Genomic DNA, 16,720 nt, shown 5'->3' on the forward strand with positions numbered 1-16,720 from the left:
ATTATTCACTCTTTACACTGTTCACCGGATTCTCATTCGCCGCTTTCCAGTTCTGGAAAGTGACCGTCAGCATGGTGATCGCTGCCACAATAACAAAAGCCAGGGCAAAGACCCACCAGTAGATCGGTGTCTTGTCGGAAAAGCTTTCCAGCCATTTATGTACTCCGTAATAAGCAAACGGAATGGCTATGACGAAACAGATACAGACAACTTTCAGGTAAACTTTATTAAACATATTCAATATCTCCTGTACCGTTGCACCGAACACTTTACGTACACCGATCTCTTTACGTCTATACTGTGTATCAAAAACTACCAACCCGAATACACCCACAATCGACAAAATAATAGCCAGTAAGCTGAACAAGGTTATCATCTTTTTCAGATATTGTTCTTTATGATAGAGGTCATTGAATACCGTATCGTAAAACTTAACCTCAAAAGGATAAGCAGGATCAATATCGGCAATTACCCGGTGAATATGGTCGACCGCCTCTTCTACATTTGTTCCGACTTTCATTCGTATATATGAAACAGGCAACGTAGAATATCTTGCACTAAGCCTAAATAGTAACGGTCTGTTTACCGAACGAAGAGAAGAAACCTTTATATTATCGATGAAGCCGACTACATTACCTGTACCCATCCAACTTTTTTCCAGCGAATGACCCGGCTCCATATCAGGAACAATATCCAGCACTCGTTTGGTGAAGATACAAGCATAAGCAGAATCTTTTTGTGCATCCGAACGGCTAAAGTCACGTCCGTTAATAACGGGAATCCCCATTATACTCAGGAAGTTCCATGAGACATCGATAATTTCAGAATTAAAACGTTGATGATTGTAATAGAAATCATTGGCCGAATAAACATCTGAAGCTCCGACCACGGTATTGGCAAAACCAACATCCTCGATACCGGGATATTCTTTAAGCCTATTTATCAACTGATCGCTGGATTTTTTGACTATATCCAGGCTCAATGTTACCATTGCAATCTGGTCTTTATCGAATCCCAGATTGTAAGAACGCATATAATTATTTTGTATCTGTATGAAGGAAGAACCGATGATCAAACCGATGGAAACAACATATTGAAAACCAATCAGGGCTGTACGCAACTTCCGTCCTGAAACAGAAAGGCCGAAACTTCCCTTCAATACCAATGCCGGCTGGAAAGAAGTCATATACCATGCTGGATACAAACCAGCCACCACCCCCAATAAAACAGAAACACCCAACATCATAAACAACAAAGGCATATAATGCAACAGATTCGTATCTGCTTCGACAAATGACAAAACTCCCGTCCTGTTCAATACCCAGGTGAGAAAAAAAGCCAACAGGCAAGCAAATACACAAATAGATACCGCCTCAGCAACCAAATTCGCCCGCAGGCTTGCAGTCGAACTACCCAATACTTTTTGTGTATTAATGCTTTTTATCCGTATTGGAGCCAGTGATGTACTAAAGTTCATAAAATTGATACCGGCTATAATGATGATCAGCAAAGCGATCAATACCAATAACCGTATCGTACCTATATTTCCCGTTTTAATAAAATCATCCAACTGACCGGGCATATAATAAATGTCAGTAATGGGTATCAACTGCAAGCGGGTTGCCTTATTAACATTATATTTAGCAAAATCGAATGTGCTATTGAAGTTATCCTCTACCACCTGGCGAGATTCAGGCGAATCAAGCAATAAGTATCCCATAAAATTCTGAGAGAGCCAGTCATCTTTGTAGTAATCATTCATACGGACATAAATTCCGTTTTCCATCTGTGAGTTCTCCGGAAAATCTTTATAAACTGCCCCGACAGTAAAATTCATTTCATCTACATAAGATACATTATCTTTCGAACGAATACTTTTGCCTATAGCTAATTCCTCCCCAAACATTCGCTTAGCCATACTTTCGGGTATCATAACCTTTTCCGGATCTTCCAGACAGGTTGCAACACCTTCAACTAAAGTTGGTTCGAATACTTTTGGGAAATCCGAATAACAAGGAATAAACAGTTCTTTAAAACCTCTTTCATCATTTCCCTCCCCTACGATCACATAAGTTTTATAGCCAAAAGAATTCAGCAAGGTATAACCTTCAATATGCGGTGATGAAGTAAAAGCGGCATTCGCCAACGCCTGAGGGATCACCGATGCATAAATATCTCCTTCACCACGATTCATATCTACCCGGCAAATACGAGATGCAGTCGGATAACACTGGTCGAAAGTCTGTTCATATTGAACCTGCATCATAATCACCAGAAAAGCAGTCAAAGCAACAGTTAACCCTACCACATTCAGAAAAGACGCCATTTTGAAACGGCATAATGTGTTTATAAAATTTCGTAATATTGTTTTCATCTATGCTTATGTTTTTTATTTACCATTTCATACCATCCCATATCCAAAATACGTGCCAAAATAGCAACAACTTAATTATCAATAAAATAGACTTATGTTAAAATTCAAGACCTGTCAAATTATTTGACACTCCTGTCTAGTTTTTTTACATCGTTTGGACTTCAAAACGATGAAATATCAGCACCTGAGATAGATCGATAACATGACGTTTCACCTTTCACTGCGTTCATCCTACTGTATATCAACTTTATATGGTGAAGGGTAGCCATTCATAATAATCCTGGATTCGGTTGACAAATTATTATCAAAATCCTACAATACATTGTCAAAAAAGTCCGGTCTTTTGAAATGTTAAGTCAGAACTTTTGTATTCAAAAGACCGGACTTTTAAACGCAAAAGACCTATCTTTTTCCAGCGATACAGCTCTGTCCCTCAACGGACCGGCAGTCATAAAAAAGCGGATAGGCAGCCATAAAAAACAGGTAGGCATCTATTTCAAAAAAGGACGGCAGCTATTTGAAAAAAGCCTTACGGTTTCCGGATGAAAACCGCAGGGCTTTTTCTACAAGAAAAGCACGTTTCACAACAACTTTATGATACATAGTCATTTGAAGGCCGTGAAAGGTGAAACGTAAAAATGAATACTTCTATGAGAGGGCTATTTATTAGCTATACTATCCACCGGATTCGCATTCGCCGCATAATAACTCTGAACAAACACAGCGGCAAAAGAGATCAACAGGCAGAAAGCTCCGGATGCGATAAAGATAAGCGGATTCAAACTGATCCTGTACGAATAATCCGACAACCATAGCCTCATCACATACCATATAATCGGCGTAGCTATGAAGAAGGCAATCACTACATAATTCAGAAATGTGCTGACCAACCGCACCAGGATCGCCTTATTATCAGACCCAAACACTTTGCGGACAGCCACTTCCTGCGAACGTTGCTGAATAAAATAGGTAGACATAGCCAACAATCCCAACAAAGAGATCAAGATGGCAATACCTGCAAATATCGAAACGATCTTAACAAGACGTATCTGCGAGTCGAACGATTCCTGAATCTCGTCATCCAGATATTTACCTTCAAACTCCACCTTCGTTACATCCTCGATCACTTCACGTACTTCGTTGTAAGCCTTATAAGTATTACCTTCCACTTCCACCAGAATATTCCAGGGCCAGCTGTTCGGCTCATTAAAATCTTTAAAACGCAGCATGATCGGAGAACTTTCGTCGGTGATACGACGTAAATGGAAATCTTTCAATACACCCAAAATCGGAGCCGGATCATTATTCTTAATATTAAATGATTTAGCATCTTCCGGTATTTCCATATCCCGGAAGGCTCGTTCAGACAGGTACCAACTCCAATTATTTGTAGAAGCAACCTGGTTATCATGTTTAATTTCAAGCCCCAACATCTTAAACGCTGCACTGTCGAGAACCATCTGCTGGAAACTGAGCGATTTACCTTCATATACTCCCGTCAGGTTATTTGTTCCGCTGAAAGGAGTCCCATTACTGAACCCGATAGACTTAACGCAGGTCAGCTGACGCAGTTTGTCTACCGCCATTGTCCGTTCACTGTCCGAGCGAAACTGATTTTCAGCCACCAGGATATTATTTGTATTATACCCCAGGGGAGCTTTTATCATATGATAGATCTGAAGTCCCATTACCAGGGCAGCCGCAAGCGTAGCAATCGTTATTATATTCTGGAAGGTGATAAAACACTTACTGAATACCATCTTGGTCTGCCGACGAAACGTACCGCGTACCACTTCAATCGGTTTCGACGATGAGATAAGCACAGCAGGTAATAATCCGGCAAGAAAGCCTATCAATAAAATAACTCCGGCCGCAACCCCGATCCATCCCGGTGTACAAAGATCTGTCAGGTACAGATGCGTGTTCAACAAACCATCGGCATAAGGAACCGCCGCCATAGCCAATAACAGGCCAAACCCGAACGATAACAGGGTAAGAAACAGTGATTCAAGCATTAGACGCAGAAACAGTTCTCCGCGTGTCGAACCAAGCAAACGACGGGTAGCCATCTCCTTCGCCCGTTGCCCGGCCTGTGCAACCGTCAGATTGATATAATTGAATATGGCAAAGATCAGGATCAGGATACCGACAGACATAAGTACAAGTACGAAATTACGGTCGCCATGCTGCAAAGTACTCCACTGGAAAGAAGTAAAATATAAATCGTTCAACGGTGTTATCGTCACCTCTTTCCATACATCTATATTATAAGGCCAGAAAGATTCCTTAAAATAAGTATGAATATCGTCAATCTTATCTCTCAGGTCTGCACCTTCATGCATCATCAGAAAACCAACAGTAGCACCGGCGTTGTTATCGGTCGTTTTTGTCAATCCCCCGTTAAACTCACCGGCACGTTCTATACGGATCAGTATATCGCTGGAAGGCAGAACCGACTTACGTATATCCTCTATCACACCTGTGACGATCACAGAGGTGGAGTCGCTGATACGGATACTTTTCCCCATCGGGTCATCTTGCCCGAACATCTTATTAGCAAATGTTTGGGAGACAACAGCATTATAGCGATCCTGCAATGCCAGGTTACGATCTCCGTCCAGTAACTTGAAAGAAAAGAAATCAAAAAAAGTAGAATCGACGCACATCAAAGAAGCTTTCAGTTTCTTATCTCCATAGAAAACCTGGGAGTTTTCAAAATTACGTGCAATAACAGGACAAACTTTCTCTATCTCGGGATAACGATCCTGTAACCGATAAGGTACAGGTACGGCCGTCATCGGCCCATTCTCATTTCCTATAACATAAATGCGATCTCCCTTTTCATGGAATTTATCGGTGGCAAGCTCTTGTACCGTATATACAGTGATCAGGATTACGAACATCAATGATATCGATAATCCAAAAACATCGATCGCGGTATATGCTTTATTTTTACTCAAGAACTTGAGAAAAGATTTAAAATTCAATATATTACTCATACCCTAAATGGTTTTATAGTTCTTTTTAGGCGAGAGAAAAAAACACTTAAATAAATTCGCTCACTGAGGATACGATGCTACCGTCGAACAGATTGATTACACGATGGGCAAAACTGGCATCATGCTTGGAGTGGGTCACCATAATGATGGTCGTTCCTTCTTTGTTCAGTTCCGTTAATAGCTGCATTACTTCAGCACCGTTTTTTGAATCCAGGTTACCTGTCGGTTCATCGGCGAGGATGATCTTCGGATTGGAAACTACGGCACGGGCTATCGCCACACGCTGTTGCTGACCTCCGGAAAGCTGCTGGGGGAAGTGGGCGGCACGATGGCTGATGTTCATACGTTTCAGGATATCGTTCACCATCTGTTTACGTTCGGATGCTTTTACTTTCAGATAAGTTAAAGGCAACTCTACATTTTCGTAAACATTCAGTTCGTCGATCAGGTTAAAACTCTGGAATACAAAGCCGATATTACCTTTACGAACCTGTGTACGTTCTTTTTCTTTCAGGTGCCCTACTTCTTTATCGATCAGATAATAATCTCCCGAAGTGGGATTATCCAATAGTCCCAGGATATTCAACAAGGTAGATTTACCGCAACCGGAAGGTCCCATAATAGCAACAAACTCGCCATCCTTCACCTCCATCGATATACTATTCAATGCAATTGTTTCCACTTCTTCTGTACGGAAATGCTTACTTAAACCTTCAATCTTGATCATACTATTATTTGTTTTTAGTTCTACTTTATAAATACTACGTTATTCTTTGTATAGTCTCCAAATAACGTGCCAAACAAGTAAATAATTGAATATAAGAAAAATACGAATACACATCCCTATTGCTATTGTCTAATTATTAGACAGTCATGTCAATATATTAGACAAATGTAGCATAAAAAAACCCCGCACTAGAAAGTGACGAGGTTTTTTACTGTTTAAGAAAAGTGTCGATAAGATCGATTCACTTTTCTACTCTTTCATATACGGTTTCCCATCTTTCCAGAACACTTCGACATTAGAGAGATACCAGGTTTTTCCATGATCGTTATTACCCTGATAAAACAGATAAGTACGTCCGTCGAGATCTGTAAAGATATGTGGATGCCCTGATTCGCTCGAATTCCATTCTTCCGGTTTCCCGTTCCGTAAGAAAGGTTCTTCCGATAAACGTTTCCAGTTTATACCGTCTTCACTGACTGCAACACCAATCTGCTGAGGTGCATTATTGTAAGCACCGGCATAAAACATATAAAGTTTATTATCTTTCTTCGCAATTGAAGCAGCTTCAATACACTCCCCTTCCCAAGGATATTCAGGATAAAGGATCGACTTGTCACAAGCCTGCGTCCAGTCTTCCCTGTTAAAATCGGTATCCAGAGGAGCTGTTGCCACACCTTGCATCTGAATTTTGAAATCTTTATCACGGGTCGCAAAATAAAGGAAATACTTTCCATTGAACTCACAGACCTCTGCATCGATAGCCCGTCCACAGTTCCAGCCACCCGTCGGACGAAAAATCGGATTGGTCGGATTACGGTCGAAATGAATTCCATCAGTCGATACAGCATGGCAAATGGCATCTTTTTTACCATTTCCATAGGTCTGGTAGAACAGATGTACCTTCCCGTCACGCACCAAGGCACCGGGGGCGCAAAGTCCTTTCCTCTCATAATCAGCACCTGGAGTAGGTATTATCTCACCCACTTTTGTCCAGTTTTTCAAATCTTTACTATCTGCGATACCGATATTCCAACCAGAACCTGATACACCTTGCTTTGGAGGTATCGAGAAATACATCAAATACCTGCCATTAAAATTCACAACATGCGGATCCTTTGAATAAGGGACTCCAATACGAGACGTATCACCATACATCATACGGGGGCGCTGAGCTTGACCGATAAGCGGCAGAAACAGTACAAGAAATAATATTATACGCATGATCATTTATATTGTTCTTTAAATGAATAATCAATTACCATAACCAGGGTTCTGTGTAAACTCTGTCGGATTCGAGACATTAGTGAGTTGATCACGAGGTATCGGCCTCAAAACATGATAATCCTTAAATTTGCCAGCTGTTGCAGGACTTATATTCGGATCATTCATGCGTTCAACCAATTTACCTGTTCGTTTCAAATCATACCAACGATGCATTTCTCCCATCAACTCACGAGCTCTCTCATCCAAAATAAAATCGATCGTTATTTCAGATGGCTTCACTTCCATATCCGCTTCATATCCGGGGATAGCAGCACGATGACGTATTTCATTCATATATGCAGCAGCTTTTTGTATATTGCCAGATAAAAAAGCTGCTTCTGCTGCCAGCAAATAAGTATCGGCCAAACGAAAGACAAAGACGTTCCGTGAACCAGCTGTCCAATTCACTTCCGGACGCTGGGGATCCAAATGTTTCACCAGATAAGCATACATCTTATAATTAGTAAAACGAGTATTTGAGGGCCACTCGGCATTCGGATTCTGCTCAGATTGGACATCTTTTTGGGGATCAATCTGTTCACGCATATATTCCGGTTGGAATACTAACACAGGCCAAACTGCTTCAACCTGTTCTCTTGTCCAAGGTCTCTTCGGATCAATCATAGCCAATTCACCTTTTGTCCATTCCTTCTCTTCCATCTTCTTTGTAAACGGACTAAAGATATCTTCTTTTACCGAATTCTCTGTAACGTTCCACCTGGAAATAAAGCAATCCTCCCAACGTTTATCAATCGATTCGTCAAACAGGTTGATCGCGTAATCAGTTGAACGTTCGCGACTCCAAGGTCTGCCATATTCGATAACGCGTTTTACAGCTGGATGTTCTTCTGAATAAGCTGAACAAAAATACATATGAGCAGTATTACCATTCCCGTTCAACTCAGCATTTTGAGTATATAAAACAGAGAAAAGAACTTCTGAATTATTTTTATTATTTATATCCCACAATTCTGCATGTGATTTAACTAATGAATACTTACCAGAGTTGATCACTTGTTCTGCATAACTCAGAGCATTCCGCAAATCATTGTCATTTCGATTTAAAGTCAGATATACTCTCGACAAATGGTGCATTGCTGCATATCGGGTCACGTGTCCAAATTCAGAAGCTTGATATATTTCCGGTAAATTCTTTGCAGCAAAGGTCAAATCAGTAATAATCTGCTCCCATACTTCATCCGCACTTGTTTTGTAAGCTGCAGTTTCAACAGAATTAGTCGGCTCCAAAGGCATAGGTATATCTCCGAATTGCTGAACCAGGTGATAGTAATAATGCGCCCTGATAAATAAGGCCTCAGCTTGAAAACGTATTCTCAAATCACTATTTAATCCTGGTATCTCATTTTTTTCAAGACTTTCAATAACCGAATTGCATTGATTGATTGACTTATAACAGTTATACCAAAGACTCTTCACACTACCATTAGTAGCATCTATCGTCCAGTTTCGCCACTGATCTCCACCATTATAAGCATTCCAAAGATCAGAAGGGCCTTCGCATACATAAATCAGGTATTCATTGATATACATATTTCTCAAAGTGGAATACAATCCGTTCACACCATTGGTTATTCCTTCCTTAGTAGTATAAAAATTACCTACAGTCACTTTGTTATAAGCTGTTTCATCTAAAAAGTCGCAAGCCGACAAACATAACAGGGACAGCAAACCTATTAGTATTTTATTTAGTATTTTCATATTCTATTTCCTATTAGATTATTAAAAACTTGCATTTACCCCGAAGATAAATGAGGTTAAAGGACGGTGATCGGTATAACTGTTACAATTCTCCGGGTCTAGTCCGACGTAATCGCTCTTTGTCCATGTATAAGGATTTTCGACCATAAAATACACCCTGAACTTCTCACTATAAAACTTCTTGGAAATCTCTTTAGGCAATGTATAGCCTAAATTGATATTTTTCAATCGAATGAACGATAAATCCCTGTAAGCATAATCACTCGATACCAACAAATCCTGCGGATTGGTTATTGCCGGTTTCGGACATGCATTAGTTGGATTATCCGGCGTCCAGAAATCAACATTCAGATGATTGTAACGAGTTGAACCTGCTTCGTCAGTCAATAGCCCCAGTACCTGACCGTATTTTTGACGTGTATAGAAATAAATATTCAGATCGAAGTTTTTATAATACAACCCGGTGGAAAGACCGGCAGTCCACTTCGGTATCTTATTATACGTAAACAGGTCGTCCTGATCGTATTTACCATTATTATTTACATCCTCAACTTTAGGTGCTCCCGGTTCACGGGAATATTTAGCCGCTTCTGCTTCTTCACCGTATTGCCAAACTCCTGCATATTTATACAGCCGTTCTACATAAAGAGGCTGACCGATAAACCATTTATTACCGGGGCTGTCTTCCTTACCATTGAATAATTCGACAATTTCGTTTTTGTTATAGCCGAAAGAAAAATCAACAGTCCAACGAAAATCCTTAGTTACAACAGGTACAGTGTTTAAAGCGACTTCAATACCCGAATTACGAGTTTTGCCTACATTCTGCCAGGTAAATTCATATCCGGTGGTAACCGGCAAATTACGCTTCATCAACAAATCGTGGGTGTTCCGGATATATCCGTCGACCGAACCGCTGATCCGGTTATTCAGGAAACCGAAATCGAAACCGACATTATATTCTTCGGTCCGCTCCCATCCTAACAGATTATTGGCTAATTCAGTCGGCAGGTATCCCATTGCTGACTGCTCGGTTGTTCCAAAATAATAAACGTATTTACCTAAAGCACCCTGAGTTGCGTATTCGGAAATAGCCGTATTACCTGAGTTACCCCAGCTCAAACGCAATTTCAGGTTCGATAACCACTCCACATCCCTAAGGAAAGTTTCGTCATTCATACGCCAGGCCAAAGCTACGGACGGGAAAAAATCCCATTTATTACCTTTAGCCAGACGGGAAGAGCCATCGTAACGACCGGTTAATGTCAACAAATAGCGATCCTTAAATGTATAATTAATTCTTCCCATAAACGATAACAAAGCCCATTTACGAACGGAAGCCAAACGAGTAAATACATCCGGTGCTTCATTTACGTTAAACCAAGAACCATAATAAGGCATATCCTGCCCGGTCAAACCTACCTGTTCAGATTTATCAGTCTGCATATCATGTACCAATGAAACATCGAAACTATGCTCATTCAAAACCTTTCTATAGTTCAATACATTTGTAAACGTGATCTGCTGTTCATTCGTCTTTTTGTATTCTGCTGAAGGAGATGCCAATTGACGTGCCTGCGAGGTCGAACTTTTGTAAACGCCGTTCTCGATAGACGACAATCCATACGTCAGACTTGTACGGAATTTCAATCCTCTAATTATTTCCCAGTCTGCATATAAGTTCAAAAGTACCCGGCTACGCTTTTCTTTATTATCGACATTATCCTTATGGGTATCAAACATCGGATTTGAATGCAATACAGTCTGATACCAGCCGCTATTATAGAAACGCATATCTCCGTTCTCATCATATACTTCCGTCAACGGATCCAGTACTGTTCCATACTTCCACACACTGTTATCACCGTTATTACGGGTAGTCAAAGCCAATAGAGAAGAATAACCGACAGTAAAATTCTTAGCCAGTTCCATATCTCCATTAATACGAGCAGAAAAACGTTCATACCCCATATTATCGATAATACTCTGATCTTTATTATAACCCAATACCAACATATTCCGATTACGTCCGTTCGATTGATTGATACTTACATTGTGATCTGTTTTATATCCTGTCCCACTGAACATGAGATCCTGCCAATCGACAAACTGTCCGGAGTTTAGAGCATTCAATTGAATATCATCGAAGATCTCTTTATCTGTTTTTCCGTAATTAGCAACTCTCTTCCAATCGGCATATTTTTCACCACTCATCATATCATAATTCTTGAACGACTTGGAAACACCGACATAGCCATCATAATTGATAGTCAACCGGGCATCTTTCTGCGCACGCTTAGTAGTAATGATAATAACTCCATTCGCTCCGCGTGAACCATAAATAGCAGTTGAAGATGCATCTTTCAAAACATCTATCGACTCTATCTCTGCCGGATTGATCTCATCGATCTTTCCTGCAAACGGAGCATCATCAACAACGATCAGCGGATCGTTTCCTGCATTGATCGAATTATATCCACGAATGACAATCGTAGAAGCAGAACCCGGTGCATTTCCCATCGTTATATCAGCACCGGGGATCTTTCCTTGCAAAGCCTGCATAGGATCTTTCATTACCGCCTGGTTCTGAATAGTTGAAGACGAGAGCTGAGATACAGAACCGGTTAAATCACGTTTCTTTACGGAGCCATAACCGACAACGACTATTTCGTCCAGCTCTTTTGTGTTCTCCGACAATTCGATGTTAACCGTCGATTTATTACCAACTGTTATCTCTTTTTGTGTATACCCAATATAGGAAACTAATAAAACAGCCTTATTCTGAACTTCCAAAGAAAAACGGCCATCCATGTCCGTTACCGTTCCATTGGTCGTCCCCTTCTCTATTACATTGGCTCCAATAACAGGTTCGCCCGTTTCATCCCTGACAATACCGGTAATACGTTTATTTTCCTGAGATGTTATAGGAACAGGTAAAGCTGCATATTCTTTTTTCTCTGCCGGATTAATTAGAATAAGGTTATTTTCTGTCACAATATAACTTACACCTTCTTTTTCGAAAAGACGTTTTAAAATCATTTCTACTGTCTGATCTTTTGCACGAACAGATACTTTTTTATCCAGATTGATCTTATCGCTTTCATAAATAAACCTAAAACCGGACTGGTTTTCTATCAGGTAAAGAACTTCTTTTATCGACTGATTCTTCACATCTAATGACAACTTCGTTTTTTGAGAATAAACGGTAGCTGAGACAGTGAGTGAGAATACAATCAAAGCCAATGTTGTTAATCTCATAATAGATAATAGTTTTTTAAGGGCCGGAGACAATTCCTGCCTAGACTTACGAAAAAAATCCATATATTTGTAATTTGATTGTTAGTTAACAATAGTGTTTGCGAGCACTAAATTAATTATCAAGAATTAGCGGGAAATGTTTGCACCATTTCCCGTTTTGTGTTTGTTATGATATTATTTTTCTACATAGGCGGTATTATTTAGAGGTTATACTTATATTCTTTCCTTTCACTTGAAAACTTATATTACTTAAACGTGACAAAGCTTCCAATATATCTATAATTGTTTCTTCCTGAATCACTCCGTTATAATGAATACTATCTCCCAACTTCTTATTTACAGTTATATTTACATTATACCATCTCGATAAATATTTGCAGACTTCCGACAGGGACATATTATCCATATATAACTTATTCTCCAGCCAGCTATATGAATGCGATAAAATTCCTGAAACCCGTTCAATCTGATCAGTCTGCTTATTAAAGATAGCCATCTCACCGGCATTCATGATCAATTTATCATCGTCATGATTCAATTCAATACAGCCCTCCACCAAAGAGGCCTGAACAAGTTCATCGTCAGTATACGCACGCAAATTAAAGGAAGTTCCCCACACTTTTACTTTTAAACCGTTAGCCAGATTCACGACAAACGGTGTTTTACTTTTCGATACATCAAAGAATGCTTCTCCCCGAAAATCAACCTCCCTGATCTTTTCTTTTGAATTATAAGAATAGACCAGATTCGAGCCGGCATTGAGTTTGACCGTCGACCCATCCGGTAATACGACTTCCGAACGACTACCATAATCAGCCGTCATACTCACCATTACATTTGATTGTTTATCCAAAATTCCCCAGAAAGAAAGTACGAATATAACCAATACGGAAGCTGCAACCCCCGATACTGTATACAAAAGATTCCTCAGAAGCGTTCGTTTGTTTTCCTTTTTCTGGTTAATCTCATCGATCTTCATCCATGCATTATTCTCATCAAATGTTGCAGAACCAGTATAGCGCCCGGACTCCTGCCAGATACGTTTATATTGGTAGAAGTCTTTTTTATTAGACTCATTTTCCTTCAGCCATGTATCCAAAGTCGAATCCATATCGCCTCCTTCCAGAAAATAGTTTATTATATGTTCGCTTATACGCTCCTTTTCCTCCATAAATATAGTTTTTACTTATATGACACTGCAAACAAAAAAAGGTCCTATTAGACCTTAAAAAAAATCACATACCTTTTAGCTCAAGGCATTTTCTCAGCTTTTGAAGGGAAATCCATATTTGATTTTTAATGGTCTTGACCGAAATAGTTAACTTTTCTGATATTTCTTTTTGCTTCAGACCTTTTATCCTGTGAAGCAACAACACCTCACGACTTCTTTCCGGGAGTCGATCGATACAATCATAAAGGGCAACACGAAATTCATCGGCTTCTAATTGGTTTTCCTCATAATATAAATGATATTGCTCCTGATTTTCTGGAAAAGTAGTATAACGACTTTTTGTCCGGATCTGATTCAATGCAAAATATTTTGCCATTTTATAAAGATAAGCAGATGCATTTTCTCTGATCTCTATTTTTGACCGGTTTTTCCATAAGCTTAGGAATAGTTCCTGAACAACATCCTCCGTATCATCTTTATCCATCAACAAGCCATATACATATTGACACAAACGGACATAATAACGATCAAACAAGCTGCTATAGCTATTATAATCATTATTTCCAATCCTCTCTATCAAATACTCATCTGTAATTTGTGTATCAAACATATCTCACTGGCTTATGACCATGCAGTCAAATATACAACAAATTCCGTATCTGTTTCATTAAATTACAATTTAATACAAAAAAGTCTTGCAGCTCCCCAAGAGAACCACAAGACTTTTCATAAATATTATCTTACGATCTTTCACATAAAATATTCTATTCTTATTTATTAGCTATACTAGTAACCGGATTGGTATTAGCAGCCTTGTAACTTTGGAAAAAGACAGTTACAAACGATATCAACAAACAGAAAATACCGGAAGCGATAAAGATTAGCGGATTCAAGGAGATCCGGTATGAATAGCCAGATAGCCACTGATTCATAAAGTACCAGATAACCGGTGTTGCAATTATAAATGCGATACCGACATAAATCAAGAACGAACTGACCAGGCGATATAAAATACCTTGATTATCCGAACCGAACACTTTACGGATAGCTACCTCCTGCGAACGTTGCCGGATAAAATAAGTCGACATAGCCAGCAAGCCCAACATAGATATCAGGATCGCTATCCCGGCAAAAATAGATACGATCTTGGTGGTACGTACCTCGGCTTCAAATGATTTTTGCACCTGTTCATCCAGAAAGCTGCCATCGAAATCCAATCCGCCGGAAATGTCCTTATGGATCTCACGTATTTTCTGGTAAGCTGTGTAGGGATTACCTTCTACCTCAAGAAGGATACTCCAGGGGAAAAAATCACTCCGCTTATCGATACGAAGCATGGCCGGACGAGTATTATCCGTAATGTTGCCCTGTTGGAAATTGCGGACAACACCGGCTATTGGCGTTGCATTCTTATCCCAGCTGAAATTAGGTGCATCCTGCGGCAGATCCATATCCTTCATGCCCTTTTCTGTAATATACCAACTGTTTTCTGCTAAATGATTCTCAACGATAATTTCATATCCCAGCATGTTGAATGCTGTACTATCCATGATAAATTGCTGGAAACCCAGAAACTTACCTTCGTAATCCGACGACATATTATTGCTTCCGCTCATAGGCATGCCTGCTGTCAGCCCGACGTGCTTAATGTAGGATTGGCGGGAGAACTCGTCAATGGCGGCATTGTAGTCTGATTTATTTGCAAAGTTATTACTAACTTCCAGGATATTTTTCGTATTGTATCCAAGCGGTGCATTGATCAGGTAGTACGATTGCAGGATCATCACGATAGAGGCAGCAATCATTGCTATTGTTATTGCGTTTTGAAAAGTGATGAACACTTTGCTGAAGACCATCTTGGTCTGCCGACGGAACGTGCCACGCACTATATCGATCGGCTTCACCGACGATATCAAAATAGCCGGCAGTAATCCGGAAAGTAAACCGATCAATAAAATCAAAACTATTGCACCAATGATCCAGACCAGTGTAAAAGTAGCCGCCAGCTCGATACGTGTCTGCAACAGATCGTTCACAAAAGGTACAGCCGCTTGTGCCAACAACCAGCCTATCCCGAAGGAGATGAACGTCAGCAGCGTCGATTCCACCATCAGGCGAGAGAACAGTTCTCCGCGCGTCGATCCCAACAGGCGCCTCGTTGCCATCTCTTTGGCCCGCTGGCCGGCCTGAGCAACCGTCAGGTTGATGTAGTTGAATATGGCAAAGATCAGGATCAGGATACCGACGGATAATAAAACTATTACAAACTGCTTGTTGCCGGTATTGATGGCACCATTTTCATTTATATCAGTAAAATACAAGTCATTCAACGATATCAAATCTACAATTTTAAACATTTCCTGCTTATAAATCCAATATCTCTCCTTAAAATAGTCAAGGATATCCGGTATTTTCGACATCAGGTCGGCACCGGGTTTTATCTTCAGGAAAACGACTGTCGAGCCGGCATTCATGGGGTTTGTCATGCTGATATACTCATTGTACTCTTCGGCGCGCTCCACACGGATGATGATATCAGCGTAAGGAATGCTCGATCTTTTGATATCTTCCATGATACCGCTTACCAGATAGGAGGCGGAATCGCCGATAAGGACGCTTTGTCCCACCGGATCGTCTGTCCCGAACAGCTTATTGGCAAAGGTACGTGAAAGGACAACATTTCTCGTGTTCTCCAGTACCCGGTTTTTATCCCCTTCAAGTAGCTTGAAAGAAAAGAAATTGAAGAAACAGGAATCGGCAAGAACAGTCTTTGCCCTTAGTTTCTTATCATTCGCTGTCACCATCTGATTTCCGACGTTGCTGGTAATGACAGGGCAGACTTGTTCGATCTCCGGATAGCGTTCTTGCAAGCGATAGGCGATTGGCAAAGCCGAAGTCGGCCCTTTTTCATTAAACAGGACACAAATACGATCTTTATTGGTATGGTATTTATCGACCGACAATTCCTGCACCGTATAAACGGCTATCAATATAACAAACATCAGCGATACAGACAACCCGAATACATCGATGGCTGTATAGGCTTTATTCCTGCTGAGAAATTTCAGGAATGATTTTATGTTTAATAAATTGTTCATCTTCTTATTGGCTTATTGTTCTGAAATCAGCGAGAGATTAAAAAACATATCCCGCCTTCACAGGTAGGATATGTCCATGTTTATTCTTTTCTAATTTAACTATATGTGTGT

9 protein-coding genes are annotated in these 16,720 nt (G+C 40.1%); all 9 read right to left on the minus strand.

Annotation, left to right across the window (positions count from 1 at the left end; translation table 11 throughout):
• Position 1 precedes the first annotated feature (1 nt).
• A complete protein-coding gene (locus BQ7394_RS14080; protein WP_075558013.1) occupies positions 2–2,374 on the minus strand; it encodes an ABC transporter permease in 2,373 nt (790 codons plus the stop codon).
• A gap of 659 nt (positions 2,375–3,033) precedes the next feature.
• Positions 3,034–5,373, minus strand: a complete 2,340-nt coding sequence (locus BQ7394_RS14090; protein WP_075558015.1) for an ABC transporter permease — start codon at positions 5,371–5,373, stop codon at positions 3,034–3,036.
• A gap of 46 nt (positions 5,374–5,419) precedes the next feature.
• Positions 5,420–6,100, minus strand: a complete 681-nt coding sequence (locus BQ7394_RS14095; RefSeq protein WP_075558016.1) for an ABC transporter ATP-binding protein — start codon at positions 6,098–6,100, stop codon at positions 5,420–5,422.
• Between the two features lie 249 nt (positions 6,101–6,349).
• Positions 6,350–7,321 carry a family 43 glycosylhydrolase gene (locus tag BQ7394_RS14100; protein WP_075560039.1) on the minus strand — a complete coding sequence of 324 codons (972 nt, stop codon included), beginning with the start codon at positions 7,319–7,321 and terminating at the stop codon, positions 6,350–6,352.
• 30 nt (positions 7,322–7,351) lie between these two features.
• On the minus strand, positions 7,352–9,082 hold the full coding sequence (locus BQ7394_RS14105) for a RagB/SusD family nutrient uptake outer membrane protein (RefSeq protein WP_075558017.1): 1,731 nt from the start codon (positions 9,080–9,082) through the stop codon (positions 7,352–7,354).
• A gap of 21 nt (positions 9,083–9,103) precedes the next feature.
• The gene (locus BQ7394_RS14110; protein WP_082211938.1) at positions 9,104–12,340 is read right to left on the minus strand and encodes a TonB-dependent receptor; all 3,237 of its coding nucleotides are present in this window, start codon (positions 12,338–12,340) and stop codon (positions 9,104–9,106) included.
• Between the two features lie 196 nt (positions 12,341–12,536).
• Entirely contained in the window at positions 12,537–13,511 is a 975-nt protein-coding gene (locus BQ7394_RS14115; protein WP_075558018.1) for a FecR family protein, read from the minus strand.
• A 64-nt stretch (positions 13,512–13,575) separates the two neighbouring features.
• A complete protein-coding gene (locus tag BQ7394_RS14120) occupies positions 13,576–14,121 on the minus strand; it encodes an RNA polymerase sigma factor (RefSeq protein ID WP_075558019.1) in 546 nt (181 codons plus the stop codon).
• A gap of 160 nt (positions 14,122–14,281) precedes the next feature.
• Positions 14,282–16,609, minus strand: coding sequence for an ABC transporter permease (locus BQ7394_RS14125; protein WP_075558020.1), 2,328 nt, complete (start codon positions 16,607–16,609; stop codon positions 14,282–14,284).
• Between the last annotated feature and the right edge of the window lie 111 nt (positions 16,610–16,720).

The sequence above is a fragment of the Parabacteroides timonensis genome, from assembly GCF_900128505.1.
Taxonomy (GTDB): domain Bacteria; phylum Bacteroidota; class Bacteroidia; order Bacteroidales; family Tannerellaceae; genus Parabacteroides; species Parabacteroides timonensis.